Raw genomic sequence first — 26,578 nt, forward strand, 5'->3', positions numbered from 1 at the left:
GATCTGAGCTGGGCGTCAGCTCTGTCAGGCTTTTTAATTCCGTTCAGGTTTTAACGTCCGGCGAGCGCAAAGCCTTACTGTAAAACCCCGACTGATCAAAACAGCACACCCGCTTTTTACCCGAGGCGAGCATGTCGCAGGCGTTTTCGATACGGGTTACGCGGGTTTTGGCCTGCTTGGCAGACTCGATCCAGTGAATCCAGTCGACCCGGGCAATAGTCGTTGTTGCTTCCCACACCGCTTTAGCTTGCGGTGAGGCATCAAGAAGGGCCTGAAAATCTTCGGGCAGCGCAGGCTCCGGCTCCTTTTGCATGGCAGCAATTTCTACAGTAACCGTCTCACCGATCGTTGCGCCACAGGCCTCATACAGGATTTTATCCATTTTAAGCCAGTGGCTGAGCTGACCGTCCGGCTCCAGGGGTGCCTGAAACGGGTGATTATTGATGGTGCCTTCGACACTGGTGCGGCCACGGCGGGGCAGCAGATCGCTGACTTCTTTAGGCAAAATCAGAAATGCCCGCAGATCATCACCAGCGGCTTTTGCCGGAGCGTATAACTGTGCGGTAAAAGTGGCTTTTTCTGCATCCCTGCTCATCGATAACTCCGTCTGCACTTAATGAGTAGCGGAATGATAGTAGCGGCTCAGGCTGCGGCTGTTAACCTCTGTGGCTGCGCTGCCTGCTTATTATTGTGTAAATTTTATCGCATAACCTTGTGTGCCCGGCCTGACCATTCCTCACAATCCCTGACCCAAGCTTAAATTTAAATGCGCATACTGGTAATGGACTCATTTGTTATCAGGTATGCTTTATGGATATTAAAGGACTGGTGAATCTGTTTCTCAGCTCTGCCACGGATCTTGCTCAGCAAGGTAAGCAGGGCGCAGAGAAGGCTTTGAATATTCCTGCCGAAGGCGAGGCGCGCAGCGATACCTTATCGACCCTGGCCAAAGGCGCTTTGGGTGGCGGTGCACTGGGTTTGCTGCTGGGCTCAAAAAGCGGCCGCAAGCTTGGCTCAACTGCGCTGAAGGTTGGTGGCAGCGCCGCGCTGGCTGCCGTTGCCTTTAAAACTTACCAGAGCTGGAAAGCCGGAAAAAACGCAGCGGCTGCTGGTGGCGACCATAATGCCGCACTTCAGACTCCGGCCGCGGCTTTACCAGAACAGGCCGCTATCAGCGCCCCCGCACCGAACGAACGTGAAAGCCTGCTGCTGTTATCTGCCATGATTGCTGCCGCCAAAGCCGATGGCCATATCGACGACGCCGAACAACAACGCATCAGCAACGCCGTACAGGCCATGGGCGCAACAGCAGAGGTAAACCGCTTTGTTGAACAGGAACTGCGCAAGCCACTCGACCCGGCAGAAATAGCCGTTCAGGTAAAAGCACCGGAAGAAGCCGCCGAAGTCTATCTGGCCTCGGTGTTAATCGTGGATGAACAAAACTTTATGGAAAAAGCCTACCTGCAGGAACTGGCCCGGCAGTTAAAGCTGGAGCCTGGTTTGGTGGCTGAACTGGAAAAACAGGTACAGCTGGCGGGTCAGGGGTGACTGATTGAGGATAGCGGACTTGCGGCAGGTTAAGAAAGGGTAGTGCGGCAGGTTAAGAAAAGTTAGCAGAAAAAATGCGCGAGAGGTGGGATTTAATTCTGGCAGATTAACGCGGATTTTTCAGAGGGGTTGGGTTGGAACGGACACCCTGTTGGTTTGATTTTGGTGCCCGTTCAAGCGGGGGAAGATCAGTCCCGTCTTGCTTGGCCTTGTTAGGTTGCGGATTAGCACTACATTTCATCGATATTTGGGCTTCGAACCTGGCCAATATACTCTTTAGCGCATGCGCCATACTTTGCGAAGTTCTCGCGCGCTAGCTCAAGGCTTAGCTCCCCGTTTGGACCCCCGCGGAAAATGCTGGAATCTGCGTCGCTTTGACCATCGTCTTCCCAGCAGCAAACGGGACATATCTCGAAAGCTCCAGCCTCGCCTATTGTTTTGAAGCCGCAACAGGGACAAGGCAAACAGTAGTCAGACTGTGGCTTCATCTTCAGCTACCTAACGCTAAGCTCAGGGGCAGTAAAAAGTAGAGCGAGGTACGAGCGGCGTTTTTTGCTGTCCATTGAAGCTACTTGTTAACTTTTTTCTCAACTTTAACTTCTCGCTTTCTCTTTCTGATGAATCTTGCTGTATATGAGAAGGCCATTTCTTCCAGATCTTTTGTAAGTTGACTGTGCGAGAAACCATAAAGTGCAGACAGAGCATTTGTTGTTCTATGTATCCATTCTTTCGCATCTTCCTTTGTCATGGCTCCTTTAGTGGAAGTCTCTTTAACGATTGACCAGAATGTTTCTGCCATGACTTCAGATATGCCACCAAAATTAGCCCCCTTTACTTTGTGGTAAAGCACAAGACCTTCATGAAAGTGCTCACGCAAGTATTTTTCTAGCACATCACTTAGCTCATCCTTCTCAATCTCTGATCTTAATAGATGCAAATTCTTCAAATATGCTTCCATATCAGCCAAAACAGAAGTTTTTCTATCATAGAGAATTTCAAACGACTTCAGTCTCTGCTGGTTTCTATACGTAAAGTACGCTGCCACTATTGCAGTAATTATTGCCAGATATGGTGCTATGTTTAGTTCCACAGATCTCTCGTTTTTTATTAAGTTAACAGCTTATTAGTGTGCATGCGCATTAATTCGGGGAGGCTCTTTCGAATATTCCCACGTAACATATTGAACAGCCTGAAAAATCTTCCATAACTTAAATATCCCTTCCAGAAAAACGCGCACGCCTGTTAATTCTAATTTCCAGCGTACATAAACTTGTAAACCAGCTTTGTAAATTATTGATTAACTTCGCGTTTAAGTTACTGGCCTCCGGCAAAACGAGCAAGCACGAATGTAAAGCGTGCCAGATTTCGTTTAAATCCGGAAATATACTGTATGTACATCAGTACTTCTTTACGTTGAAAGTTTTGCTATTACCCACAAAAAACCACTGATTGCTGATTCAGACACGCTGCCGCCCGTCCTTGTAAGCGCAGGGCAGGAATTGCGTGATAAAGCAGTCGGATTTCAGGCGGGGAGGGTATCGGTGCTGAGTCAGATAAACCGACCTGACGGTCTGAGTTCTGGTGTTGTTATATCGGCGGATACGGCTTCCCTGCTGGACTGAAGAGTACTGAAGTTCTGGGATGGGTTCAATAATTGATAAAACTGGTTACAAGTGGCTAAGGGCGACAGTTGTTCACTGTCGTGGTCTTATTTTTACTGCAGAGTAGCCGCTGCGCGGTCTGGCTTTTGTAATAGCCTCTGAGCCAATGCGGGGCAAGCCCCTGCGCCCCATGCAAGGAGAGGTATCTCCTTCCGATCCTCTCTTGCGGCTGTCCGGTGCTGTTCAGTCAACTGCGTGGCCAATCCGGCCCGCACAGCAATTCGCCCGGAGCCTTATACCGTTTGATAATTTAAATGAATGGGCTCCGGGCCGTACTGTGCTTTCCACCGGATTGCCTGCCTGGTTGACTGGCACCGCACAAATGCCGCGTTCATTCAGACGCAACGCGGCTTTTCAAAAGAAACTCTGCCAGCTTTGAAGTTTGGCTTTGCGTCATGGTTTTATGCGCACGTGGCCCGCCGCAGCGAACGATGGTTTTTCTGATCCGCCGGGCATGGATGCCCGGCGAGTGCGCAGCGACAGGGACGTCGCATGGGCGCGTGGTCAGAAAAACCGAGTGAGTAAGGGGTTACGGGCCACAAAGCGCGAAGCAGGGAGTTTGCCCGACCGGCGTGAGGGGTAAGACCCCTCAAAGAGGTCATAGGGCCGGGCGGTAGCTCAAAAAGCCAGCCCGCGCTGCGGCTACAACTCAGAACACAACTACCTCCAGCAGTAGCACTACCACGCAGAGCGTGGGAGCGAGTCGAGAACACATCTACCTCCAGCAGTAGCACTACCACGCAGAGCGTGGGAGCGAGTCGATCATTTCCAGAGCCAGCAACACAGCAGGCACTACCACGCAGAGCGTGGGAGCGAGTAGGCTATCGCGACTGAAAGTCGCTCCCACAGGTTGCTCCCGCATGTCGCGGATAAGATCCGGTCCCACACCCTGCCAGCCTGCAGCTGCCACCAACACTGTTCCGCAACGCCGGCTTATGGCAGCATTCCCTTATTGTCATCTTTGATCACCACAGGCCCGAGCCTTTATGTCCGATTCCAATCCGCTGCTGCTCGATAAGCAATTGTGCTTCTCTCTGTACGCTACCTCGCTGGCGATGACTCAGGTGTATAAACCTCTGCTGGAGCCGCTGGGGCTGACCTATCCGCAGTATCTGGTGTTGCTGATTCTGTGGGAGCAGGACGGTCTGGGGCTGAAGGATATTGCCGCGCGTCTGGGGCAGAAGCCGGGAGCGTTAACGCCGGTGATCAAGCGGATGGAGGCTGAGGGCTTAATCAGCCGTTCGCGCAGCAGCGCCGATGAGCGGCTGTTGGAGATCCGCCTCAGTGAGCATGGCCGCAGCCTGCGCGAGAAGGCGTTGCAGGTGAATGCCTGTGCCGCCAGCCACTGCAATGCCGCTATTCCGGAGCTGATGGATCTGAAAGAGCGGCTGGATGTTCTGCGCCGGGCATTGCAGGGGGAATGATTTTATATTGCGCGCAATAGATTATTGCGATAATCTTTTCTCCATTCTGGCCACACAAGGCCATTTTTTAAAATCATATAGTTATTGCGATAACTATATCTTGGTGGCAGCGGGCAGCAACAAACAGCAGCAGACGGTGCCAGCAACGACGAACCGAAAACGGAGAATCCTATGGAAATTTTGTATACCGCCCAGGCAACCTCAACCGGCGGCCGCGATGGCCGCTCTGTCTCATCCGACCAGGCGCTGGATGTCAAACTCAGCACCCCTAAAGCACTGGGTGGTGCCGGTGGTGATGGTACGAATCCGGAGCAGCTGTTTGCGGCGGGCTATTCCGCCTGCTTTATCGGCGCGCTGAAGTTTGTGGCGATGCAGGATAAAACCGCGCTGCCAGCTGACACCGCCATTACCGCGCATGTGGGCATTGGCCCTAATGATAAGGGTGTGGGTTTTGCCATCGACGTTGAGCTGCATATCAGCCTGCCGGGCATGGATAACACTGTCGCTCAGACATTGGTGGAAAAGGCACACCAGGTATGTCCATACTCTAACGCTACCCGCGGTAATATCCGTGTTGAGCTGGTGCTGGTCTGAGTCATCGCCGTCTTTTGTCGGTGTAATACAACGGCGTGTGAGCAGGCACGCCGGCATCTGCTCAGGTGTAACCGCTAAGCCCATTTTTTATGTCAGGAGAACAACCATGATCAAAGCCTACGCAGCCTTCGAACCGGGTGGTGAACTCAAGCCGTTTGAATACGATCCGGGCCCGCTGGGTGACCATGATGTGGAAATCGATGTGGAATACTGCGGTATCTGCCACAGCGATCTGAGCATGCTGAATAACGAATGGGGCATGACCCGTTATCCCTTTGTGCCGGGCCATGAGGTGGCGGGGCGCATCAGTGCGGTAGGCGCTCATGTGAAAAAACTGCAGGTGGGTGATCGGGTCGGCCTCGGCTGGCATTCCGGTTACTGCAACGAGTGTCAGACCTGTATGGAAGGTGACCACAACCTCTGTGCCGGTGCGCGCGGCACTATTGTTGGCCGTCATGGCGGGTTTGCCGACAAGGTGCGGGCGCAGTCCGCCAGCGTAGTGAAACTGCCGGATAACGTCAGCAGCGAAGTGGCCGGACCGCTGTTCTGCGGTGGTATTACCGTGTTTAACCCGATTGTGCAGTTTGGTGTTAAGCCTACGGCGCGTGTCGGCGTAGTCGGGATTGGTGGCCTTGGCCATATGGCGCTGCAGTTCCTCAATGCCTGGGGCTGTGAAGTAACGGCCTTTACCTCGTCGGAAGCCAAGCGCACCGAAGCACTGGAGCTGGGCGCACACCGTACGCTGGATTCCCGTGATGGGCAGGCGCTGAAAGATTCCGCCGGGTATTTCGATCTGATTCTGTCGACGGTGAATGTAAAACTCGACTGGGGTTCCTATGTAAATACCCTGCGTCCGAAGGGCCGTTTGCATCTGGTCGGTGCGGTACTGGAACCGGTCGAGCTGAATGTGTTCGCGCTGATGGGCGGCCAGCGTTCGGTGTCGTCGTCGCCAGTTGGCAGTCCTGCAGTGATTGCGCAAATGCTGGAATTTGCCGCCCGCCATAACATCGAACCTAAAGTAGAAGTGTTTGATATGGCGGACGTAAATAACGCCATCGACCGTCTGGAAAACGGCAGCCCGCGTTATCGTGTGGTGCTGAAAAAGTAAGCGGCATTGTTGTAGTACTGCTGTTGTAGCGCTGTTGTACCTCTGTAGTACCGCTGTTGTACTTAAAGCCCGGAGCCGCCTCGTTTGGCGGCTTTTTTATGCCTGCAACACGATGCCGGATTGTTATACATCACTGGTTTTTATAAATAGTGCCTGTCGCTTGTAGCCAGCACTGGCGGGCGTGCAGGACTGGGCTAGATTGAGAGCGTGTGTACCTTGTATGCAAACTTATTCCGGAGCAGTTATGTGGTTCGATAAAAACAAAGACAAGGTTCAGCAGCTTGAACAGGCACTGGCCGAAGCTCAGGCGCTGGAGCAGGCATTGCGTCAGGATTCCGCAATGATTGAATTTGCCCCGGATGGCACTATTACCGCCGTGAATGATCTCTTTCTGCAGGTGGTTGGCTATCGCCGTGATGAGGTGATGGGCCAGCATCACCGAATGTTCTGCAGTAATGATTACGTTAATTCAGAAGAGTACCGCAATTTCTGGCGGCAACTGGCCGCCGGGCAATTTGCCAGTGGCTCTTTTCCGCGGATTAATAAACAGGGGGAGCGCCTGTGGCTGCGCGCTACCTATTTCCCGGTGCAGCTTAACGGCCGTGTGGTGCGGGTGATTAAACTGGCTCAGGATGTAACGGCTAATACCGAAAAGCGGCAGCGTCAGGAAGCGGTGATGGATGCTCTCGACCGTTCGCAGGCCATTATTGAATTTACCCCGGACGGTACCATCCAGAATGCCAATGAGAATTTTCTGCGCACCATGGGCTATCGCCTGGAAGAGATTAAAGGCAAGCACCACAAGATGTTCTGTACCGAGGGTTTTAACCGCGAGTATCCGGATTTCTGGCAGCAGCTGGGGCAGGGACGGATTCAGAATGGCAAATTTGAACGGCGTGATAAACAGGGGCGGATCATCTGGCTGGAGGCCAGTTATAACCCGATTCTGGACAGCAATAAGCGTGTCGTGAAGGTGATTAAATTTGCCCGTGATATCACTGAGCGGGTTACACAGGCACTGCAGGTGCGCGAAGCATCGGAGCTGGCGCGCAGTAATTCGGCTGATACCGTTAATCTGGCTCAGAACGGCAGTGGCCTGTTACGTGCCAGTGTTACGGCATCGGCGCAGGTGGCGGCACAGGTGGGTGATGTGGCACAGAGCATCAGCAATTTAAGCAGTAAATCGGCGGAAATTTCCGCCATCGTCACCACCATCAGCAGCATTGCCGAGCAGACTAATCTGCTGGCCTTAAATGCCGCGATTGAAGCGGCGCGTGCCGGTGAGCATGGCCGTGGTTTTGCGGTGGTCGCCGATGAAGTGCGCAGTCTGGCATCGCGTACCAACAGCTCAACACTGGAAATCGACGAAATGGTTAAGGCGAATGAAGCCCTGACCCGTGCGGCGATGGAGCAGATGGAAAAAACCCAGCAACAAACCCGGCAGGTGGGTGAACAGATTCAGCAGGCGGCAGATGTGATTGAGCAGATCCGCCACAGCGCTGAAGACGTAGCTGCCACGGTTGCCCGGCTCAATTAATCCTGATCTCCCACCATGCCCGATGGCTGCAGATACTGATCGCGCAGCGCCAGAATCTGCTCATCGGTCAGGCAGTTTCCTGCATCCCAGCTGCTTTTCAGCAGGCAACGCAGCGCATGCAACTGATCGCGCTGCTGTTGCAGGCTGGCTAATAAAGTATCGATATCCTTCAGCCGGCCATTCAGGGTAGTCATGACCCGTTCATGATCGACGCCTTGCTGCTCATCGCGCAGCAGTACCGGAATATCCCCCAGAGCAAAGCCCATATTCTGCAGACTGCGGATCATCTGCAGGCGCAACAGTGCGCTGCCATCGTAACGGCGGCTGCCGCCAGCGGTACGCTGCACGCCACTCAGCAAACCCTGCTGCTCGTAATAGCGGATGGTGGACGCAGGCGTCTGACTCTGGGCAGCCAGTTCACCAATGCGCATTAATCGTGTATCCGCTTTGCTGGGGAGTGCTGCAGAGGGTTTATCGACAGATGAAAACGGCATAAAAAACCAGTTGAACTTAAAGTTAACTTTAAGTTTAGCATCGTGTTTGTCGAATCTTCACACAATTTATTCCGGAGCAGTTATGACTTCAACCGTGTTTACCCCGCTGACTCTGCCCAATGGCCAGCAGCTTATAAACCGCATTGCCAAAGCGGCGATGGAAGAAAATATGGGCGATGCGCAGTTACTGCCGGATGCGGCGCTGACTCACCTCTACCGGCGCTGGGGTCAGGGCGGCAGTGGCCTGATTATTACCGGTAACGTGATGGTCGACCGGCTGGCAATGACCGGCCCCGGTGGCCTGGCGCTGGAAGCGCAAACGCCATTGGCACCTTTTATGGCACTGGCGCAGGCGGCGAAAGAACAGGGCGCAAAAATCTGGATGCAGATTAATCACCCCGGTCGTCAGGTGTATGCCGCACTGGGGGGGAAGGCGTTGTCGGCATCGGCGGTCGCGGTGGATATGGGCAAACATTCACATTTATTTGCCCGGCCGCAGGCGATGACCGCAGCAGAAATTGAAGACGTTATCAGCCGTTTTGTAACCACCGCGCAGCGGGCTGAACAAGCCGGTTTTGATGGTGTGGAAATTCATGCCGCACATGGTTATTTACTCAGCCAGTTTTTATCACCGCTGACCAATCAGCGCACGGATGAGTGGGGTGGCAGTCTGGAAAACCGTGCGCGTTTATTACTGGAAATTACCCGCCGTATCCGCGCTGCGGTTAAACCAGAATTTGCTGTTGCAGTTAAATTAAATTCCGCCGATTTTCAGCGTGGCGGTTTTGATATTGCCGACGCCAAAGCCGTAGTAACCCTGCTCAACGAACTGCATGTGGATGCGATAGAAATTTCCGGTGGCAGCTACGAAGCACCGGCAATGCAGGGGCGTACCGCTGATGGCCGCACCCTGGCACGCGAGGCGTATTTTCTCGAATTTGCCGAACAGATTGCGGCAGTCGCGAATATGCCGGTTATGAGTACCGGTGGTATCACCCGTTTGCAGACCGCAGAACAGGTTGTTAATGCCGGCGTGGCGCTGGTGGGTATGGCCAGTGCACTGGCCGTATGTCCGGATCTGCCGCAACGCTGGCAGCAGAACCCGGCGTTTGAATTGCCGTTGGCGCGTATCGAATGGAAAGATAAAGCCATCGCCAGCGTCGCTACCATGGCATTAATCAAACGCCATTTACGTCGCTGGGGTAATGGCGCGAAAAAAGAAACGGTATTAAATCCGCTGTTAAGTCTGATACTCGACCGGGTGCGGCTGAAGAAACTGATTAAGCGCTATCGTAAGCTGATTGGTGTCTGATTACAGGAAAAACAGGCGTCTATGAACGGACACCTGTTTTTATAAGCTTCAGGCATGCTTCACATTCATGGTGATATCTGCGGTAAAGCACAGCGTGTTCTGGTCGTCATAAGCGGCGACCGGAATATGCACTTCTCCGGGCTGGGAAAAATCCACCGCGCTGCAGTCGGCCTCAACCTTTAAATCGGTTTTGGCTTTGGCCACATATTTCACGCTCATACCCGCCGGAATCCAGCGCGCGCCAGCCGGGATGCTGGCGTCGGTCACAATACCGGCCATTAATTCAGCCGCGTTGCACATGGCAATCGCATGCACAGTACCAATATGGTTATGCACTTTTTTCTGGTTACGCAAAATCATGCTGGCGTAGCCCGGACGCAGTTCGGTGACTTCCGGATCAATGGTGGAAAAATACGGGGCGACCATGCCGATACCGGCCGAAAATTGCTGTGCACCGAGTTGTTCAAACATTTTTAAAAACTGACTCATGGTTTTTTCTCTTCTTATTGTCAGGAGGGTAGGAATGGCTGAATAACATTAAATTTACTGCAGCAACGGCAACAGTTGCCCGGCCCAGACGGAATCGCGGTAGCGTTCGCGGAACCAGCCCAGATGGCCGATTTTCTTTTCACCGATATCCGCCGGTTTCAGGCGGATCATGGTGCGTGGTGAGTTCTGATAAAAGCTGTGCAGCGATTCGATATTGCGCCGGGACATCATTTCATCGTCGCTGAAGGCAACCGAGGTGATCGGAACCGTGACACTGGCAAAGCGTGCGCGCATAGCTTCACCTTCGGCGCCCACGGCGTATTCGCGGTTCAGGCACCAGCGCCGCCACTGGCGCATCACATTGGCGGGCAGATCGCCGACCATGTTTAATCGGGCACCGGGAAAATAACCGGCCAGCGGTACGCTTAATGGTGCGATGAAATACCACAGCAGCCAGGCCACGCGTTTGGTCGGCGGTGAATTTTCGCGCCAGTAACCGCTGCCTGAAGCCACGGTGATGGCCTGATCAATCTGATTCACGGCGGGAATCATTCCCAGCAACTGGCCGCCAACACTGTGGCCGATCCACTGTAATTTCAGTCCGGGGAAATAATCCCGCGCGAAGCGGATAATGGCGGTGCAGTCTTCTTCGCCCCAGTCGCTGATATTGGTCTGGCAGTGGCGCAGAGGTGTCTGCAATGATTCTCCGGTACCGAAGTAGTCAAAGGTAATCACGTTGTGGCCCTGCTCGCAGAGAAAATGCGCAAACTTTTCATAGCAGCCCTGGGGCACACCCATCGCGCCGGCGACGACAACAACCGAGCGGGCTTCGCTGGCGTTGAATAAACGGCCGCGCAGCAGGCGCCCGCCCTGAGTCATCAGTTCGAATTTTTCCATAGTGCTCTCCACAGGTTCAGAATTCGCTCAGTAAGCGGTTTAAAAAGCGCAGGATGACCAACACTTCCTGCTCGCTGAAACCTTCGGTCATGGCGGCATTCAGCTGGCTGATCAGCGGCCGGGCGCTGTCGATCTTGCTGCGTCCGAGCAGGGTCAGATAGAGACGCGAAGCGCGGCCATCCAGCTCACAGGCGCGGCGTTCTATCAGGCCGTTATGTTCCATACGTGCCGCCAGACCGGTCAGGGCCGAATTATTCAGATTCAGACTCTGCGCCAGATCTTTCAGCAGACAACCTTCATTGGCGGCAATCAGCATCAGCGCACCAAGCTGGGTTACGGAAATGCCCAGTGCTTCTTCGGCCTTCTGATCGGCGTGTTTGTATACCCGGTGGCGTGCGCTGTTGAGCAGGTAGAAGAGACGTTTATCCATAGTTAATGACCGCACGGCAATTAGTTCACATGTGAAGTAAATATAGTTCACATGTGAAGTAAGTAGCAAGCAGGTTTTGCTTTGCCGGATTTCAGACAGAGGCTAAGCCCATCCTGACCGCTTTGCCGAACCTCCTGTTTTAGCTATTAACTAAATAGATATTCAATAAATCCTTGATGGTGGAGTTTTTAGCCGCTATTTTTGGCTTATATTGATGTTTTAAATAAACAGGTGTTCTTTGTCTGAGATTCAGGAAAGCAAACAGCCTTCGCCACGCAAAACCCGTCTGAGCGCGGACGACCGGCGTGAACAGCTGCTGGATGTACTGGTGCAGGTGATCCGCAGTGAGGGCTACGAGCAGGTGACGATGGCACGGCTGGCGCAGGCGGCGGGGGTGAATCCGTCGTTGCTGATGCATCATTTCGGCAGTAAAGAAAACCTGATGCTGACGCTGGTGAATGTCAGCCTGCAGCGTTATGGCCAGCTGTTCCGCGAATTACCGGGCAGCGGCGATGCCCGCCTGCGGCTGGTACAGATGCTGGCTGTCTATTTTGGTCTGCGCTGGATGAATACCCTCGCGGCCCCGGAAGTCTTCGCCATTATGTCGCTGGCCCGTCGCCACGAAGAGGTACGGCTGGCGGTGGCCCGTATGTATCGCCGTTATCACCGCGTGCTGACCCAGGAATTGCGTTTCCAGCAGGAGCAGGGCTGTGTGCGTATTACTGATGCAGCCGCCAGTGCTCAGGTGCTGATGGCTCTGACCGAAGGCGCGCATTATTTTTCCGACCAGTTGCAGCCGCAGATCAGCGAAGCTCCCGGCGCTTATGGCCTGCGCATGGTGGAACACGCATTGTTGTTGCTCGGAGCCGGTCCGCTGACCCAGGCCGAGCGCGCCGGACTGAACGATTTTACTGTTACCGAGATGAATGGAGGTTCTTATGCAGCCGAATGAATGGCGACCGATGACCAATATTGCCCATGAGTGTTTTGGTTGTGGGCAGCACAATCATCAGGGGCTGAAAATGCGCTTCTTTACCAACGAGCAGCAGGTGCGTTCAGATCTGGTTATTCCCGGACATCTGCGCGGCTGGAGCAATCTGGCTCACGGCGGTGTTATTACCACGGTGCTGGATGAAGTGATGGGCTGGGCTGGTATGTATCTGCTCAATCAGTTTTTGCTGACGCGCGATATTAAAGTGCGTTTTAAACTGCCGGTCCGTATCGGCGAGCCGGTCAGTGTTTATGGTTTTATTGCCGAACAGAAAAATGACCGGCAGGTTATTGTGGCGGCCGAACTGCGTAATGCCAAAGGTCAGGTTGCGGCCAAAGCAGAAGGGCATTTTGCGTTATTTTCTGCCGAAAAATTTGCTGCTATGGATATCATGCCGGCTGATGAACTGGAGCGTATGAAAGGGATGTTTTCATCGGTACAGCGTGAGCAGATGCGTTTGCAACACGCCGAGAGCGAAAACGCAGGAGCCTGAGATGAGCGCCGATCATTCTGCCAGTGCACTGATTGTTGAAGGCGGTGCTATGCGCGGTATTTACAGCGCCGGTATTCTCGATGCTTTTATTGCCACCGATTATTATCCTTTCGACTGGTATCTGGGCGTATCGGCTGGCGCATCAAACGTGGCAGCTTATCTGGGTAAACAATACGGCCGTAATTATAAGGTCTACACCGATTATTGCCGCCGGCCGCAATTTAAAAGCTGGCGGCGTTTTCTGCGCGGCGGGCATTTAATTGATATCGACTGGCTGTGGGATATTACCGAGCGCGAATTACCGATCGGGCTGGAACATATCGAAGCGGTTAAAGACCGTTTTCTGGTGGTGGCGACCTGTGCCCACAGCGGCGAAGCACATTATTTATCGCCGCAGGCCGACGAGGTTTTTCAGGCGTTAAAAGCCTCGGGCAATATGCCGCTGGCGTTTAAAGGGCAGGTACAGCTGCGTGATAACATCTGGTTCGATGGTGGTGTGGCCGACTCACTGCCGGTGGAAGAAGCCTGGCGCCGCGGTGCGCGTAATATTCTGGTGCTGCGTTCCAACCCGGCTTCGTACCGTAAAAAAGCCTATAAAATTGCACGCTTTTTTCCGCGCTTATTAAAAGACTATCCGCACATTGCGGCACGCCTGCAGCAGCGTCATGACGACTATAACCGGGCGCTGGATTTTATCCGCCAGCCACCGGCCGGCTGCAATATCGTTGAAATCTGTCCGCCTGACGATTTTTCTGCCGGGCAGTTCACCACCGATATGAACATTCTGAATAAAGCCTATCAGGATGGCTTGCTGCAGGGTGCAGACCTGCTGCGGCAAAAATTATTCTGAACGCACTGCTGTTCCACAGTTTGTGAGTGGCATCGTGCCACTCCAAACTTTGGAATTAATCGATTATTGTTTTTCAATCTGAAACGCCTTTCCGGGGCAAGCCCCTGGCCCCCTGCAAGGAGAGGTATCTCCTTACGATCCTCTCTTTTCGGCGCGTCCGGCTTCATCCAGCCAACGGCAATGATTATGCGGCACGCAAAACAATTCGCCCCGGAACGACGCTTTAAAACACCAAACATTTGTATCGTTCCGGGGCAGGGTTTTGCTCTGAAGGCCGCAGAATCATCTGGTTGTCTGGCGCCGCACGATCGCCGGTTTAAGTAATCCGCTCAGCCGTTTTTCAACGAAAACCGTGTTTGCGACATGATATTTAAACAAATATGTTTGATCTGAAAAGCAGCATTGCGGTGATGTTTTCTGCGCCTCTGGGGCCGCCGCAGAAACCGCTGATATGTCTGGTCTGTCCGCAGGGATGCGGACAAGTGGCTCCGGCCATGGATGGCCGATGAGGCGCGCGGCCAGTAAATATCAAGGTTTTAAGGGCAACGGCCCAGAAAGCGCGAAGCTGGGGGCGGCCCGCCGGCAAGGGGATAAGTTCCCCTAGGAGGCAACAGGCCTTGATGTTAAAAAATGCTGTGTTTGTCAGCTGCGGTGCTGATTAAAGACTGTGGGACAGTAGTTATTCTGAACGGCTGATTGCCGGTGCTTCCTGCCCCTGCTGGCGGAAGCGCAGCGGCGAAATCCCCTCGTTACGTTTACGGAAGGCGCGGCCAAAATTTGCCGGGTCGTTATAGCCCAGCAAATAACTGATCTGCTGCACGCTGAGATTGGTGGTGCGTAAATACTGGTGTGCCATTTCCTGACGCCAGATTTCCAGTAATTCCTGATAGCTGGTGCCTTCTTCTGCCAGTCGCCGGCGCAGGGTGCGTGGTGACAGCGATAACTCATCGGCGACCTGTTCAAAGCCCGGAAAGCGTCCTTTCGCCCGTCCCAGCATCATGCGGATCTGGCCGGATAATTTCTGCCTTTCCTGCCACTGTTTTAATTGCTGTTCACACTGTTGGGCGGCCTGGCGCTGCACCTGAATATCGGCGAGACGTGAAGGGATATTCAGGTCGGCGGCGGGCAGAATGATCTGGTTCTGTTCCTGATTAAAGCGCACCGGGCAGGGGAAAAAAGCTTCGTACAGTGAGCTGTATGCCGGTGTATGGAAGGCAAAGTTCACCTGACTGACACGCGCCTGACCGCCGGAGACAAAATCAATCACCGCCAGCAGTGTGACGGTCAGCGCCTCCAGAAACGTGGCGCGGATATCGCCCAGTACATACAGCTCGTCGATGGTCAGCGATGCCTGCAGGCCTTTCTGTTCCAGCCGCATCGACACCAATGGCGTGCGTGTTGCCACATACTGGCAGGCTACCTGAGCGGCATCGCTCAGTGTCGGACTGCTCATCGCCGCCAGCCCCAGCAGGCCGTGGGTAGTAATGGTCAGCTGACTGCCTAAATAGAGACCCAGACCGGGTTCATCAATCTCGTTGCGGCTTTCACGTAATGCGCCGCTGAACTGCTCCCAGCTGAGCTGACCGTCGATCTCTTCTATCTGGGCCTGATTCATACCGGCACGCAGCAGCATATCGGCGCCGTTGCCCCCGCGCGCTTCCACCAGATCAAGCAGGTTGCGCAGATAGTTGGTGGGCAGCTGTATGGTGGTATCGGAATGGTTTGTTTTCATTCTTTTATCTTACCCCGCCATTTCTGACTGACCAGATTATTGGCCCCAGATGACCATTCTCTGTCTGGTGCTGCTGTAACCCGGAAAACCTGCCAGACATAGACTGATCCCTGTCCACTGCGCTGGTTGTAAACCAATACGCAGCTAATAAAACAATAAAGGTCATTTGCTCATGCTGTCATTGTTTAAGAAGAAAGCCCGACAAGTCACCCTTGCCAGCACTCACCAGAGTTTTACCGCCGCCCCGGGCGAAACCATTTTGCAGGCGGCCCTGCGTGAAGGTATCCGCTTTCCGCACAGTTGCCGCGTGGGTGGTTGTGCTGCCTGCAAGTGCCGGCTGCAGCAGGGCAAGGTGAAAGAATTAACCGAAAGCGCTTATGTGTTAAGCGCTGAGGATCTCGATAATAACTACATTCTTGCCTGTCAGAGCGTGCCGAAAAGCGATCTGCTGTTGGATATTCCACACTGGGATAACCGCAGTCCGGATCATCCGTTGCAGACCGTATCCGGCGTGATTCAGATGATCCGCCCGCTGACCCAGGATATCAGCGCGCTGAGCATAACGCTGGACGAGCCGCTGACATTCACCCCCGGCCAGTATGCGCAGTTAAGTCTGAGCGGAACGGCTGCGCCGGCGCGCTCGTATTCTTTTGCCGGAACCTGTGCCGCCGGTGGCAGTACCGGGCTGGAATTTTTTATCCGCCATATTCCCGGTGGCGCGTTATCTCCTTTATTGCAGGACAGTGTGCGTATCGGCAGCAGGGTGCAGGTAGAAGGACCGCTCGGCGATTTCTGGCTGCGCCCGGATGACACGCCCATTTTTGCCATTGCCGGCGGCAGTGGCCTCGCCCCTTTGCTGAGTATTCTGCGTCAGGGCGTGGCCGAGCAGTCACGACGCCCGGTGACGTTGTTGTTTGGTGCACGCACGCAGAACGATCTGTATTGCCTCGATGAGATTCAGCAGCTGGCGCAGAGCTGGGCCGGGCCGTTTGAATTTGTCCCTGTGCTGTCCAGTGAGCCTGATGATTCTGACTGGGACGGCCTGCGTGGCTGGGTAACCCAGGCCATCGAAGGGCGCATGGCTGCAGACAGTCAGGTTTATCTGTGTGGTCCGGCGCCGATGATTGATGCGGCCATCAGCGAATGCCAGAAATTCAGCGTGCGCCCGCATCAGATTTTCTTCGATAAATTTCTCGACAGCCGTGACTTATCCGGTGCCGTTGCGGCACTGGCAGCCAACGCCTGACTTATTATAAAAAAGGAAAATTCCTATGTTCAAATATGCGAAATATACGCTGTTCCATATGCTGACCATTCCCTTCGCCATCGGCCTTACCCTGGGCGGCGAGTGGATGTATCTCGGTTTAGCGGCAGCCGCCGGATTTATTATTGCCGGTGACCTGCTGTTTGGTGATGACACGGTGGAGCCGGAATATGGCCATGAGTGGATTCTGAATCTGCAGCTGTATTCATCGCTGCTGCTGATTTTTGCGATGAATTTTTTAATGGTGTGGACGGTCGCCGATTCCGATGTACTGGGGTACGGCGCACTGGTGCAGCAACTGACCGGTTATGACGCCGCCGCTGCCCGTGCCGACAATACCCTGCTGCAATATGTGGTGGCGATTTTCAGCTGTGGGTTATTGTCATCGGTAGTCGGTACCATCGTTGGCCACGAATTAACGCACCGTACCTGGGACCCGGTGGCGATGTTTATCGGCCGCTGGTTGCTGGCGTTCAGCTGGGATACCGGCTTTTCAATTGAGCATGTTTACGGCCACCATATTTATGTCAGCACCGTTGGTGATCCGGCGACGGCACCGCGCGGCCGCAATGTGTACTTCCATATTCTGGCCTCCACCTGGAAAGGAAATATCAGCGCCTGGAAACTGGAAAAACAGCGCCTGCAGAAAAAACGCCTGCCGGTATTCAGCCACCATAATCTGTATATCCGTGGTTTGCTGATGTCGTTACTGCTGGAAATTGCCGCCTTTGCCATGGCCGGCTGGATCGGTGTGCTGGTATTTACCGCCTCTGCGCTGATTGCCAAAGCGTTTCTGGAAATTGTGAATTTTATGGAACACTACGGCATGGTGCGTAACCCGAAAACGCCGGTACAGCCATATCACAGCTGGAATACCAATAAGCGCGTCAGCTCCTGGGCAACCTTTAACCTGACCCGTCATTCTCACCACCATGCTGAAGGCGATGTGCCTTTTCATAAACTGCGCTCGTATCAGGACGCACCGATGATGGTGAATGGTTATCTGACGACCATTGCCCTGACCCTGATTCCACCGCTGTGGAACCGTATCATGGTGCCGAAGGTGCTGGACTGGGATCGCCGTTATGCCAGCGCAGAAGAATTAGAACTGGCGATGGAAGCGAACAAGCGCAGCGGTATTAAAGAATTTATGCAGCAGGATTACCGCGAATTGATTGCAGCGAAAAAAGCCGCTATGAACAGGCCTGCGCAGGCAGCCTGAGAGCAAAACGCCAGGTGAGCTTTGCCGGAGTTTCTGCGCGGGAACTCCGGCTTTTTTATACCGGCCCATTACAGTCTGCTTGTTGCAGATCAATAAATGATCAAACGCTTGTGGATCGCCAGCACAACAACGATTCTTTACATGCAAACTGCAGGAGTGGGGAGGATAATTCTCCGGGGTCTGTTTTATCAGTATAAACAGGCCGGTCATTCAACGATCAGGAGATTTCTGATGGCGGCTCTTATCGCACGTAAAACCCTGGTGTCGGTGCATCTGTATCTGGCAGCATTCTTTGCCCCTATTATCATTATTATGGCGATTTCCGGCGGACTGTATTTGTTCGGCGTAAAAGGCAATACCACTTATACCGACGTTGGCCAGATTGATGGTGTGACGCTGAGTGCAAAAAGCCCGACACTGACTGACGATGTTCAGGCTGTCTTAAAAAGCGCGGGTATCGACAGTCGCTTTGAATATGTAAAAGATAAGGGCAACAGCTTTTACACCCGCCCGACCAGCCGTGAGCATTACCTGCTGCAGCAGCAGGGCGACAATATTGTGATTAAGCGCGGAGAGCCGGATCTGCAGGCCGGATTAATGGAGCTGCACAAAGGCCATGGCCCTTCACTGTTTAAATGGCTGGAAAAATTATTCGCTATCGCTCTGGTGCTGATTATGGTCAGTGGCCTGTATCTTGGCCTGCAGTCACCGATGCTGAAAAACAAAACGCTGGTATTAAGCGGTGCGGGTCTGGCTGTGTTTATTGTGCTTGGGTTGCTGTAAGACTGACTACCACGCAGAGCGTGGGAGCCAGATGTCGCAGAGCGTGGGAGTCAGATGACAAACTGCGTGAGCGGGTAGCCTGGTGCAGAAATAAAAAAAGGGCCTCAACTGAGGCCCTTTTTTATTGCGCGTTATTTTTAATGTACCCGTGCACCGCTATCCAGCCATTCGCTGATTAAGCGCAGCTCTTCTGCACTGAGCATATTGGCGTGGTTAACCCGTGGTGTGTTTTCGTCCGGATTAAACAGGTAGTTGCTGTGATCCGGTTCGGTGCTGAACAGTTCGAAGAAATTCGCTGATTCAAGAGCACCCAGATCGGACATCAGCACGCGGCTGTAGCAGGTAAAGCAGTCGTTGCCCGGCTGTTCAACAAAAGGCATTTCCTGCTGACGGCGACAGTGATTGCTGCTCACCGGGCTGAACTGGTTGGCCAGATACATGTAGGTTGTACGTGGGCTGAACAGCTCGCGGTATGACACGATATTGGCTTTATCCAGTGCTACGCCGTCCCAGGTCAGATCCAGACCGGTGGCGCCGGAATTATCGTGGCAGGCAACACAGCTGCGGCCACTGTTATCGCGTCCGGCTTTTTCCCACAATGGCTGTACATGGTCGGTGTAGGTGATGCGGGCACTGCAGTCTTTATCCCAGCTGTTAATACAGGCGCTGCTGGTCGGTGCCGGAGTATCCAGCTGGCTGTAGCTGTAGCTGATGTCGGCGGCGGCATTGCTCAGGCTCCACACGTCCTGATAACGGATGTCGGCGCTGATAACGGCCAGATTTTGCTGATGATCTGCCAGTGCTTCGGCCATGGTCTGACCGTCTTCGCTGGCAACAATGGCGTTATTGGTATTGGCAAAGGCATAGCCGGCATGACCGCCCGGATTAACGCCGGAACCTTGCTGATAATGCAGGATTTCACCGGCAGCAACGTTCAGCGTGTGCGCTGACAGGGCATTCAGGTAGGCATAATCTTCGTTCTTGCTGGCCAGTGCTTTCAGACGGCTGTTCACCACTTCCAGGGTAAAGTCGGTGTTGGCCGGTACTTTAAACAGAGCGGAACCATCGGGCTGAATCGCGGCGTAACCCAGCAGTTCTTTGTCAGTGCTCAGTACGCGGATAAAACGCTCGCTGCGTTCATTCAGCGGAAACAGGGCCGGATCACGCAGAGCAGTAATGCCGCCCTGGCTGGCCATCATATCGACGCCTTCAACTTCATAAATACTGCGGATATTCACTACGCCATAGTGATTGCCAACAGGCTGGTCCGGCTCGGTGTAGGCGCAGTCTTCACTGTCGTTAAAATCATCAAGCAGTGAGGCGAGAGCAACGACTTCTGCGCGTTCGGAGCTGCTGATACGGCACTGTGCCAGCAGCTCGCTGCCACGGTTAATCGCATCGCTGATGGTCGCGGTTAATTCGGCACCATTGGCCTGATTCAGACGGGCGGCAATCCACTGGTGCGACAGAATATAAAAAGCATCGCCACGGGGTGGTGTGTACAGATTATTCAGCCAGGTCTGGCCACAGATATTGGTGTCTTCGCTGACCATATAATCCGGTACGGCAGGCCAGCTGATTTTCTGGCTTGGGTTACGGGCATAACGGTTATGATTTTTCCAGTAACCCTGACCGGAATAACAGGCGCCAGCAGTTGGGCCTGTCGGATCGGTAGGATCGGTAGGATCGGTAGGATCGGTAGGATCGGTAGGATCAGTCGGATCAGTCGGATCAGTCGGATCAGTAGGATCGGTCGGGTCAGTCGGATCAGTCGGATCAGTCGGATCAGTCGGATCAGTCGGATCAGTCGGATCAGTCGGATCAGTCGGATCAGTCGGATCAGTCGGATCAGTCGGATCAGTCGGATCAGTCGGATCAGTCGGATCTACATCATCACAATTGTTCTCTTCTTTATAAGTCACGATAAAGGACGTGATTTTAGGATCGTTAAAGAAGTTATATTCAGTGCCTTCACGGGAGAAGAAGCTGGCTCCGGTCAGGTCTTCACCCACCGGGCTTTGCGATGTTGCGCGCACTGCAATGGTAAATTCTTCACCACGGAACGGACCGACCACACCACCATCGGTGTTGTACCAGTACTGGAAGTCGCCAACATAATGCTTGTCTGCCGCGCTGCCGTTACTTACTGAATAAAGTTCGTGGCCATCGTCTGACAGAATCACCTGATCAACCGGAATGCCCTGAGCATTCAGGTTATTGTCGGTAAGCACCTCGAAATACACCTTGTTGTTGCTCTGTCCGGCGGCATCTTTATTAAAGAAGAAGTACAGGAACAGGTCGCCTTCATTCAGCTGGCCGCGTGGTTTAATCGCTGAATTATTCGAATAGGTGCGTGCCGCATGGGCAACCGTCGACTCATAGAAGAAAATATGAGCTGAGCTGTCTTTTGGCTGCGGCAATGCATCATTGTATGCGTCTGCCACATAGGTCGGATGCGCAGAATCGCTGTAGTAGTTGTAACTGGCCGCTGGCGTATTGGTTCCTTTGAACGAAGTGATATTGCCCAGGAATACGTCTTTAACCAGCTTGTCCGGGTTATTTTCACTGGTTTTTGCTGCCCAGATGGATAACTTCTTGCCGCTCACACACACCTGATCATTGGCAACCGCTTCAATCATTACGGTATCCGGCGCGCTGACGCTTTTGCCATCGCTTACGGTCAGCTCAACGATATAGAAACCTTTTTCGGTCAGCGTCAGTGTTGGTTGCTGGGCGGTAGGGTCGGTCAGCAGATTAACATCGATTTCTGCCGGTGAACTGATCACTCTCCAGCTGTACGTCAGGGCATCACCGTCGGCATCGGAACTGGCGCCACCATCCAGCATCACGGTCGTACCAACCTGCTGATTCAGAATATCCGCTCCGGCATTGGCGACCGGCTTATGATTGGTCGGATCAGTCGGATCAGTCGGATCAGTCGGATCAGTCGGATCAGTCGGATCAGTCGGATCAGTCGGATCAGTCGGATCAGTCGGATCAGTCGGATCAGTCGGATCAGTCGGATCAGTCGGATCAGTAGGATCAGTAGGATCAGTAGGATCAGTAGGATCAGTAGGATCAGTAGGATCAGTAGGATCAGTCGGATCAGTCGGATCAGTCGGATCAGTCGGATCAGTCGGATCAGTCGGATCAGTCGGATCGGTCGGATCAGTCGGATCGGTAGGATCGGTAGGATCGGTAGGATCGGTAGGATCAGTCGGATCAGTCGGATCAGTCGGATCGGTAGGATCGGTCGGATCGGTCGGATCGGTCGGATCGGTAGGATCAGTCGGATCGGTAGGATCGGTAGGATCGGTAGGATCAGTCGGATCAGTCGGATCAGTCGGATCGGTAGGATCAGTCGGATCAGTCGGGTCCGGAGTTACCGGCGCAAAGTTCAGGTAATTGCTCTGGTATGGGTAAGCCACGGCCAGTTCGGTGTACACAACGCCGGCTTTACCATTAATCACAGGCTGGCGGGTGTTGTTGGCAGGGTCGTACGCCCAGATACCATAACGGCTGCTGACGGCGTCAAAATCGCTGCTGTCACGGCAGGAATCGGTCAGGCCACTTTTTTGTGTCAGGCACTGAGTCCAGCTGATCAGCATACGGCCGCTGCCATCACGGTAAGGCCAGAAGGCGCTGTACCAGCCGCCGCGTGAAATTTGTCCAGGGTAAACGTTAACCTGGCCACCGGTATAGGATTCAGGAGACAGACCGGCAAATACCGTATTGGCCTGCTGGCCACCGGTGATGGCGATCACGTCGCCACCCATCAGGCTGTGACCCTGGTGGCGGATTAATGCACCAAGGTGACCGTTGTCATCCTGCACTACGTTCATTAATTGCAGGCTGGCTTCATCACTGCCCGGAGCAATTTCACCACTGGCCAGTTCTTCAGGCTCGCTGTTGATGCTGCTCAGACGCAGCAGACTGTATTTGGTGCTGGCTGCTTTGGCTTCGCTGAAACTGGTGCAGCGGCTGGCGCTGATGCTGGTGGCTTTAATGCTGTTATCACTTTCGCAAACGGCAGTTTCGCTGCCGGCCGCGATGCGGATAAATACCAGGCTGCCATCGGCCATCATGCTTGGCTTGTAATCGTAAACATCGCCACTGGTCAGCTGAATCAGACTGCTGCCATCGCGTTCCATCTGGAACAGCACGGATGAAGCGCTGTTGCTTTGGCCACGGTTGGAAGAAAAGACAATGCCACCGTCGCTGGTATAAGCAGGGCTGATGTCCTGACCACTGTTTGCCAGAGCGTCGTCGCTGAGCACGCGACGGACATTGCCCTCATTAAAATCGTATTCGTACAGGTTCCAGGTATCTGCGGTGTAAGACTCTGTACTTTTTTCATTCAACAGACGGGCAGCAAAAATCAGAAAACGACCGTCGGGTGAGACGTTCAGATCTTTAACATCGTAGCGGTTGCTGCCAATGGTCTGGGACAGGATTTCTGTGTCGCCAGCACTTGATGAAACACGCTCACGGACAATCAGCTGCGCACCGGCCAGATAACTCTGTGAGGCTGTTTCTGCTGTACCACTTAACGTTCGTTGCACATAAGCAAAAGGAACGTCATTGGTAAAAGCAGTGTCACCTGCGTTACTGGTTGGATCAACCCCGAGGTCTTCACCACAGCCTGCGAGCAGCAGACTGCTGCACAGTAAGCCGGAAGAACAGAATTTGATTACAGCTGATTTCATTGTTGCTCACCCTTGAACTCAAAACCGGAGACCTTGCACAGAAATGTGCGGTACCAGTACTTACACCGGATATTCGCAGAGAAACCCGGACCCGAAATTGGGCATCGCTATTGTGTCATTATGTTAAATACGAAGACGGAACGTGGTCACAAACTATGGCGGGAAAACCGGGCAGTTGTTGATATTGTGAACCAGTGCAGATTTGTCGGAAGAGGGCAGAAAAAATCTGATTGAAGAGCGTTACATTGCGCTTCTGTTGTTATCAAGTCGTTAATTGGCCAGTAAAAATAACACTGTTTACGCCACAAATCCGATAAGGCGGAAACCTTCTTATTTATGCGTTTTGCGTAACCAGAATGTTGCGTACAGCCGGTTTTGCAGAGGAAATCTCCCCGTAAAAAAGGATACGGGGAGATTTATTCTAACAATGCTGTTCAGCTCGGAATCAGTACGAAGGTGTACTGCACTTTTGTTGGTGCAACCTTCTCCTGACCGAAGTTAATACCAGAAACCTTAGCCAGCATTTTCTGTTCAAGATCCGGCATTCTCAGGTCGCTGCTTATTAATTTCAGCCGCGACACCGTACCGTCAGGTTCAACCACCAGTTCAAAAACAAACTTGCCGCTCAGATCCGGGTGCTGTCGCAGCGCTTTGGCATACAGTGCATAGACACTGCCTTTGGTATTCTCAATGGTGCGGCGGATGCTCTCCATATCGCGCCGGCCACGAGCCCCTTCGCTGTAACTGCCGCCTTCATCCGGTAAATCGAGATAGGCTATCGGACTGTCGATGGCAGTTCCCTGATGTTGCGCCAGGGCCGTACCTTTTACCTGCATATCCATATCGGCATTTTTCAGACCGCCACTGCTGTTCAGATTTTCCTGACCCAGACTGGAGCGGTTATTGGCTTTAGCCTGGCCACCTTTTTCCGACAGGTTTTTATTCTGTAACTTGCTGACATCCACTTTGGTTTTCATGGTGTTCAGCGAAGACAGGGCTTGCAGTGCCTGAGCCGGTGCTTTTCCTCCGGCTTTGGGTTGTGGGCGATCCGCAGCGGTTACCGCTTCCTGTGGTTTTGGCTTAGGTTTGGGCGGTGGTGGTACCACTTCCTGTACCGGTTTGGATTGCTCCGGCATTTTCGGCGGCTCCAGCATCACCTTGGTGCGTACCACAGGAGGCTGTTCTATATCACTGAAGTGCACATCCCAGGTCGGCAAAAAAGGCACGGCGATAAACAACACCAGTAATACGACAGCCAGACGTTTAACCTGACGGATAAAGCGCTGGTTGTTTTCTTCATTAACGCTCCAGGGCAGATCAAGCTGGAGCGAAACAAACTGAGCAGTGGCTGACATCTTACTGCCCTCCACCGGTCAGGGCGCTGGCCGCAACCTGATTAACGGCCAGAGATACATCGCGGAATCCATAAGCGCTGCAGGTAGTCATAACGGCTTTTAATAAATCGTAGGGTACGCCCTGATCACCCATGATGGTGACTGAACGACCGATTTTCTTTTCAACTTCCGTTAACTCACCACTTTCTTCAGCGAATGCTTTTAACGCTTCGCCCAGCGGTTTGTTTACTTCACCCGGGCGGCGGTTAACGTCGCTGACGGCGACAATTTCTTTGTTGTCGATCACGATTTTGTCCTGAGCGACATTAATCACCAGCTGACCATGCAGGGCACCATCGGCGTTGGAGTCCGGCAGTTTTACGAAGTTAGCTTTGGCTAACTCCTGACTTTCACCGGTATTCATCAGCAGAAAGAACACCAGGATGGTAAAAATATCCATCAGCGAGGTCAGGTTCAGTGTCGCTGCTTTGGTGACTTTGCGTTGAATAAAGCTGTTTGAGGCCATATCCGTTACCGTTTTTTATCCCCAAGAGAAATTTCCGGGAAGAGTTCAACTTCGACCAGACTGGCTGCCACCACTGTTTTATAGGATTTAATGGTATCCATGGTGGAAATCAGGGTCTGATACTCGACGTTTTTGGCAGCAATAATGGTCGCGTCTTTTTTATCGCTCAGCTGATCTTTCAGATCACGCATCAGCATCGACAGCTCACGGTAATTGTATTGGTTATCGCTGAGCGGAATTTTTTTCAGCAGCTTGCCGGTAGGGAAATACACGGTAAAGCCCTGATTATCGACCATCACATCCAGCTGCGACTGGCTGAGTTCCGCCGCAGACTGGCCACCACTAAGCTCGGGCAGATTGATATCCAGCACCCGTACCTTGGTAAAAGTCAGGCTGAGCAGCAGTACCGGTACCAATACGATCATCAGGTTCATAAAGGACGTGATATCAATATCGGTATCTTCCGCCATGCGACGGTTCATTTTAAAAGCCATCAGGATGCCTTTTGCTCGTCACTGCGGTTGTCTTTCGGGTAGCCGGCTTCAACAGCACGGTTCAGGGTCATCACGTTGAGGAATTTCATTGCCGCCATTTCAATGCTGCTGACAATGGCATTGGTTTTATTATTGATAACCGCACTGGCAATCAGCAGTGGAATAGCGGCAATCAGACCAAATGCAGTGGTGTTCATCGCCACCGAAATAGATTGTGACAGCAGGGCAGATTTATCGGCCGGGTCAGCGTTGGCAACAGCAGCGAAGGCGGCGATCAGACCAATAATGGTACCGAGCAGACCGAGCAGGGTGGCAACGTTGGCCAGCATAGCCAGATAGTTGGTGCGGTTTTCCAGACGTGGCAGCACTTCCATTACACCTTCGTTCATGGCTTGCTCAATATCGGCACGTTGTTTGGTGATTTTCATCATATCCAGACCGCAACCAATGATGCGCGATACCGCCGCCTGATGGTCACGGGTGAATAACGTCATTTTTTCATGATCGTTGGTGCGCAGTAACGGCAGAAAATCCTGAAAGGTTTTTTCATTACGGGCTTTTTCGCGCTTGAGGAATATCCAGCGTTCAAAGGCAATCGCCAGACCCAGTACCAGTACGACAGAAATCGGATACATAAACAGGCCCCCTTCTTTCAGAAAGTTGACCACGATGCTGTAGATATCGCCCAT

25 protein-coding genes are annotated in these 26,578 nt (G+C 53.1%); 12 read left to right on the forward strand and 13 right to left on the reverse strand.

What is annotated here, in order from left to right; translation table 11 throughout:
- Positions 1–43: 43 nt before the first annotated feature.
- Positions 44–595, reverse strand: a complete 552-nt coding sequence (locus HUF19_RS02215) for a YdeI/OmpD-associated family protein (protein WP_260998301.1) — start codon at positions 593–595, stop codon at positions 44–46.
- A gap of 215 nt (positions 596–810) precedes the next feature.
- On the opposite strand from HUF19_RS02215, the gene HUF19_RS02220 reads away from it, so the two are divergent.
- Complete coding sequence (locus HUF19_RS02220) at positions 811–1,548, forward strand: tellurite resistance TerB family protein (protein ID WP_260998302.1); 738 nt, start codon at positions 811–813, stop codon at positions 1,546–1,548.
- Positions 1,549–1,778: 230 nt separating this feature from the next.
- On the opposite strand, the gene HUF19_RS18400 is transcribed toward HUF19_RS02220, so the two are convergent.
- Positions 1,779–2,036 (reverse strand): CPCC family cysteine-rich protein, encoded by a 258-nt coding sequence (locus HUF19_RS18400; protein WP_366516531.1) that lies wholly within the window; start codon positions 2,034–2,036, stop codon positions 1,779–1,781.
- A gap of 80 nt (positions 2,037–2,116) precedes the next feature.
- Complete coding sequence (locus HUF19_RS02225; protein WP_260998303.1) at positions 2,117–2,638, reverse strand: hypothetical protein; 522 nt, start codon at positions 2,636–2,638, stop codon at positions 2,117–2,119.
- A gap of 1,557 nt (positions 2,639–4,195) precedes the next feature.
- Between HUF19_RS02225 and HUF19_RS02230 the strand changes: the two genes are divergently transcribed.
- From HUF19_RS02230 to HUF19_RS18325, 4 genes are all read left to right on the forward strand, one after another.
- Positions 4,196–4,633, forward strand: coding sequence for a MarR family winged helix-turn-helix transcriptional regulator (locus tag HUF19_RS02230; RefSeq protein WP_145471108.1), 438 nt, complete (start codon positions 4,196–4,198; stop codon positions 4,631–4,633).
- A gap of 171 nt (positions 4,634–4,804) precedes the next feature.
- Positions 4,805–5,227, forward strand: a complete 423-nt coding sequence (locus HUF19_RS02235; RefSeq protein ID WP_260998304.1) for an organic hydroperoxide resistance protein — start codon at positions 4,805–4,807, stop codon at positions 5,225–5,227.
- A gap of 106 nt (positions 5,228–5,333) precedes the next feature.
- A complete protein-coding gene (gene ahr, locus HUF19_RS02240) occupies positions 5,334–6,335 on the forward strand; it encodes an NADPH-dependent aldehyde reductase Ahr (RefSeq protein WP_260998305.1) in 1,002 nt (333 codons plus the stop codon).
- 244 nt (positions 6,336–6,579) lie between these two features.
- Positions 6,580–7,872 (forward strand): methyl-accepting chemotaxis protein, encoded by a 1,293-nt coding sequence (locus tag HUF19_RS18325; protein WP_270049433.1) that lies wholly within the window; start codon positions 6,580–6,582, stop codon positions 7,870–7,872.
- On the opposite strand, the gene HUF19_RS02255 is transcribed toward HUF19_RS18325, so the two are convergent.
- On the reverse strand, positions 7,869–8,366 hold the full coding sequence (locus tag HUF19_RS02255) for a MerR family transcriptional regulator (RefSeq protein WP_260998306.1): 498 nt from the start codon (positions 8,364–8,366) through the stop codon (positions 7,869–7,871). The genes HUF19_RS18325 and HUF19_RS02255 overlap by 4 nt on opposite strands.
- Positions 8,367–8,448: 82 nt before the next feature.
- Here HUF19_RS02255 and HUF19_RS02260 point away from each other — a divergent pair, with 82 nt between their 5' ends.
- Positions 8,449–9,678, forward strand: coding sequence for an NADH:flavin oxidoreductase/NADH oxidase family protein (locus HUF19_RS02260; protein WP_260998307.1), 1,230 nt, complete (start codon positions 8,449–8,451; stop codon positions 9,676–9,678).
- Positions 9,679–9,726: 48 nt separating this feature from the next.
- On the opposite strand, the gene HUF19_RS02265 is transcribed toward HUF19_RS02260, so the two are convergent.
- From HUF19_RS02265 to HUF19_RS02275, 3 genes are read right to left on the reverse strand one after another with little or no spacing between them, the layout of a single operon-like run.
- Positions 9,727–10,167 (reverse strand): hotdog fold domain-containing protein, encoded by a 441-nt coding sequence (locus HUF19_RS02265; RefSeq protein ID WP_145471102.1) that lies wholly within the window; start codon positions 10,165–10,167, stop codon positions 9,727–9,729.
- A 54-nt stretch (positions 10,168–10,221) separates the two neighbouring features.
- The gene (locus HUF19_RS02270; RefSeq protein ID WP_260998308.1) at positions 10,222–11,064 is read right to left on the reverse strand and encodes an alpha/beta hydrolase family protein; all 843 of its coding nucleotides are present in this window, start codon (positions 11,062–11,064) and stop codon (positions 10,222–10,224) included.
- Positions 11,065–11,080: 16 nt separating this feature from the next.
- On the reverse strand, positions 11,081–11,494 hold the full coding sequence (locus HUF19_RS02275; protein WP_145471100.1) for a MarR family winged helix-turn-helix transcriptional regulator: 414 nt from the start codon (positions 11,492–11,494) through the stop codon (positions 11,081–11,083).
- Positions 11,495–11,732: 238 nt separating this feature from the next.
- Here HUF19_RS02275 and HUF19_RS02280 point away from each other — a divergent pair, with 238 nt between their 5' ends.
- From HUF19_RS02280 to HUF19_RS02290, 3 genes are read left to right on the forward strand one after another with little or no spacing between them, the layout of a single operon-like run.
- Positions 11,733–12,446: a TetR/AcrR family transcriptional regulator gene (locus HUF19_RS02280; protein ID WP_260998309.1), complete on the forward strand. Its 714-nt coding sequence runs from the start codon at positions 11,733–11,735 to the stop codon at positions 12,444–12,446.
- Positions 12,433–12,978 (forward strand): PaaI family thioesterase, encoded by a 546-nt coding sequence (locus HUF19_RS02285; RefSeq protein WP_260998310.1) that lies wholly within the window; start codon positions 12,433–12,435, stop codon positions 12,976–12,978. The genes HUF19_RS02280 and HUF19_RS02285 overlap by 14 nt, the downstream gene beginning before the upstream one ends.
- A gap of 1 nt (position 12,979) precedes the next feature.
- Positions 12,980–13,828, forward strand: coding sequence for a patatin-like phospholipase family protein (locus tag HUF19_RS02290; protein WP_260998311.1), 849 nt, complete (start codon positions 12,980–12,982; stop codon positions 13,826–13,828).
- A gap of 679 nt (positions 13,829–14,507) precedes the next feature.
- Here the strand turns inward: HUF19_RS02290 and HUF19_RS02295 are convergent.
- Entirely contained in the window at positions 14,508–15,560 is a 1,053-nt protein-coding gene (locus HUF19_RS02295; RefSeq protein ID WP_260998312.1) for an AraC family transcriptional regulator, read from the reverse strand.
- Between the two features lie 172 nt (positions 15,561–15,732).
- Here HUF19_RS02295 and HUF19_RS02300 point away from each other — a divergent pair, with 172 nt between their 5' ends.
- The 3 genes from HUF19_RS02300 to HUF19_RS02310 all read left to right on the forward strand — a co-directional run bounded on the left by HUF19_RS02300 (position 15,733) and on the right by HUF19_RS02310 (position 18,829).
- Positions 15,733–16,806 carry a 2Fe-2S iron-sulfur cluster binding domain-containing protein gene (locus HUF19_RS02300; RefSeq protein WP_260998313.1) on the forward strand — a complete coding sequence of 358 codons (1,074 nt, stop codon included), beginning with the start codon at positions 15,733–15,735 and terminating at the stop codon, positions 16,804–16,806.
- Between the two features lie 25 nt (positions 16,807–16,831).
- Positions 16,832–18,046 (forward strand): alkane 1-monooxygenase, encoded by a 1,215-nt coding sequence (locus HUF19_RS02305; protein WP_260998314.1) that lies wholly within the window; start codon positions 16,832–16,834, stop codon positions 18,044–18,046.
- 231 nt (positions 18,047–18,277) lie between these two features.
- The gene (locus HUF19_RS02310; RefSeq protein WP_260998315.1) at positions 18,278–18,829 is read left to right on the forward strand and encodes a PepSY domain-containing protein; all 552 of its coding nucleotides are present in this window, start codon (positions 18,278–18,280) and stop codon (positions 18,827–18,829) included.
- 137 nt (positions 18,830–18,966) lie between these two features.
- Here HUF19_RS02310 and HUF19_RS02315 read toward each other — a convergent pair whose 3' ends face one another.
- The 5 genes from HUF19_RS02315 to HUF19_RS02335 all read right to left on the reverse strand — a co-directional run bounded on the left by HUF19_RS02315 (position 18,967) and on the right by HUF19_RS02335 (position 26,578).
- Entirely contained in the window at positions 18,967–23,535 is a 4,569-nt protein-coding gene (locus HUF19_RS02315) for a PKD domain-containing protein (protein WP_260998316.1), read from the reverse strand.
- A gap of 434 nt (positions 23,536–23,969) precedes the next feature.
- Positions 23,970–24,890, reverse strand: coding sequence for an AgmX/PglI C-terminal domain-containing protein (locus tag HUF19_RS02320; RefSeq protein ID WP_260998317.1), 921 nt, complete (start codon positions 24,888–24,890; stop codon positions 23,970–23,972).
- Between the two features lies 1 nt (position 24,891).
- Positions 24,892–25,395: an ExbD/TolR family protein gene (locus HUF19_RS02325; protein ID WP_260998318.1), complete on the reverse strand. Its 504-nt coding sequence runs from the start codon at positions 25,393–25,395 to the stop codon at positions 24,892–24,894.
- 5 nt (positions 25,396–25,400) lie between these two features.
- On the reverse strand, positions 25,401–25,889 hold the full coding sequence (locus HUF19_RS02330) for an ExbD/TolR family protein (protein ID WP_260998319.1): 489 nt from the start codon (positions 25,887–25,889) through the stop codon (positions 25,401–25,403).
- Positions 25,889–26,578, reverse strand: coding sequence for a MotA/TolQ/ExbB proton channel family protein (locus tag HUF19_RS02335; protein WP_260998320.1), 690 nt, complete (start codon positions 26,576–26,578; stop codon positions 25,889–25,891). The genes HUF19_RS02330 and HUF19_RS02335 overlap by 1 nt, the downstream gene beginning before the upstream one ends.

Origin of the sequence: Thalassolituus hydrocarboniclasticus, from assembly GCF_025345565.1 — a bacterium.
GTDB classification, from domain to species: Bacteria; Pseudomonadota; Gammaproteobacteria; order Pseudomonadales; family Oceanobacteraceae; genus Venatoribacter; species Venatoribacter hydrocarboniclasticus.

Excerpts from the sequence above, each read along its gene's own strand:
- HUF19_RS02215 (WP_260998301.1), bottom strand. The coding sequence starts at position 595 with ATGAGCAGGGATGCAGAAAAAGCCACTTTTACCGCACAGTTATACGCT.
- HUF19_RS02220 (WP_260998302.1), top strand. The coding sequence starts at position 811 with ATGGATATTAAAGGACTGGTGAATCTGTTTCTCAGCTCTGCCACGGAT.
- HUF19_RS18400 (WP_366516531.1), bottom strand. The coding sequence starts at position 2,036 with ATGAAGCCACAGTCTGACTACTGTTTGCCTTGTCCCTGTTGCGGCTTC.
- HUF19_RS02230 (WP_145471108.1), top strand. The coding sequence starts at position 4,196 with ATGTCCGATTCCAATCCGCTGCTGCTCGATAAGCAATTGTGCTTCTCT.
- HUF19_RS02235 (WP_260998304.1), top strand. The coding sequence starts at position 4,805 with ATGGAAATTTTGTATACCGCCCAGGCAACCTCAACCGGCGGCCGCGAT.
- ahr (WP_260998305.1), top strand. The coding sequence starts at position 5,334 with ATGATCAAAGCCTACGCAGCCTTCGAACCGGGTGGTGAACTCAAGCCG.
- HUF19_RS18325 (WP_270049433.1), top strand. The coding sequence starts at position 6,580 with ATGTGGTTCGATAAAAACAAAGACAAGGTTCAGCAGCTTGAACAGGCA.
- HUF19_RS02255 (WP_260998306.1), bottom strand. The coding sequence starts at position 8,366 with ATGCCGTTTTCATCTGTCGATAAACCCTCTGCAGCACTCCCCAGCAAA.
- HUF19_RS02260 (WP_260998307.1), top strand. The coding sequence starts at position 8,449 with ATGACTTCAACCGTGTTTACCCCGCTGACTCTGCCCAATGGCCAGCAG.
- HUF19_RS02265 (WP_145471102.1), bottom strand. The coding sequence starts at position 10,167 with ATGAGTCAGTTTTTAAAAATGTTTGAACAACTCGGTGCACAGCAATTT.
- HUF19_RS02270 (WP_260998308.1), bottom strand. The coding sequence starts at position 11,064 with ATGGAAAAATTCGAACTGATGACTCAGGGCGGGCGCCTGCTGCGCGGC.
- HUF19_RS02275 (WP_145471100.1), bottom strand. The coding sequence starts at position 11,494 with ATGGATAAACGTCTCTTCTACCTGCTCAACAGCGCACGCCACCGGGTA.
- HUF19_RS02285 (WP_260998310.1), top strand. The coding sequence starts at position 12,433 with ATGCAGCCGAATGAATGGCGACCGATGACCAATATTGCCCATGAGTGT.
- HUF19_RS02290 (WP_260998311.1), top strand. The coding sequence starts at position 12,980 with ATGAGCGCCGATCATTCTGCCAGTGCACTGATTGTTGAAGGCGGTGCT.
- HUF19_RS02295 (WP_260998312.1), bottom strand. The coding sequence starts at position 15,560 with ATGAAAACAAACCATTCCGATACCACCATACAGCTGCCCACCAACTAT.
- HUF19_RS02300 (WP_260998313.1), top strand. The coding sequence starts at position 15,733 with ATGCTGTCATTGTTTAAGAAGAAAGCCCGACAAGTCACCCTTGCCAGC.
- HUF19_RS02305 (WP_260998314.1), top strand. The coding sequence starts at position 16,832 with ATGTTCAAATATGCGAAATATACGCTGTTCCATATGCTGACCATTCCC.
- HUF19_RS02310 (WP_260998315.1), top strand. The coding sequence starts at position 18,278 with ATGGCGGCTCTTATCGCACGTAAAACCCTGGTGTCGGTGCATCTGTAT.
- HUF19_RS02315 (WP_260998316.1), bottom strand. The coding sequence starts at position 23,535 with ATGAAATCAGCTGTAATCAAATTCTGTTCTTCCGGCTTACTGTGCAGC.
- HUF19_RS02320 (WP_260998317.1), bottom strand. The coding sequence starts at position 24,890 with ATGTCAGCCACTGCTCAGTTTGTTTCGCTCCAGCTTGATCTGCCCTGG.
- HUF19_RS02325 (WP_260998318.1), bottom strand. The coding sequence starts at position 25,395 with ATGGCCTCAAACAGCTTTATTCAACGCAAAGTCACCAAAGCAGCGACA.
- HUF19_RS02330 (WP_260998319.1), bottom strand. The coding sequence starts at position 25,889 with ATGGCTTTTAAAATGAACCGTCGCATGGCGGAAGATACCGATATTGAT.
- HUF19_RS02335 (WP_260998320.1), bottom strand. The coding sequence starts at position 26,578 with ATGGGCGATATCTACAGCATCGTGGTCAACTTTCTGAAAGAAGGGGGC.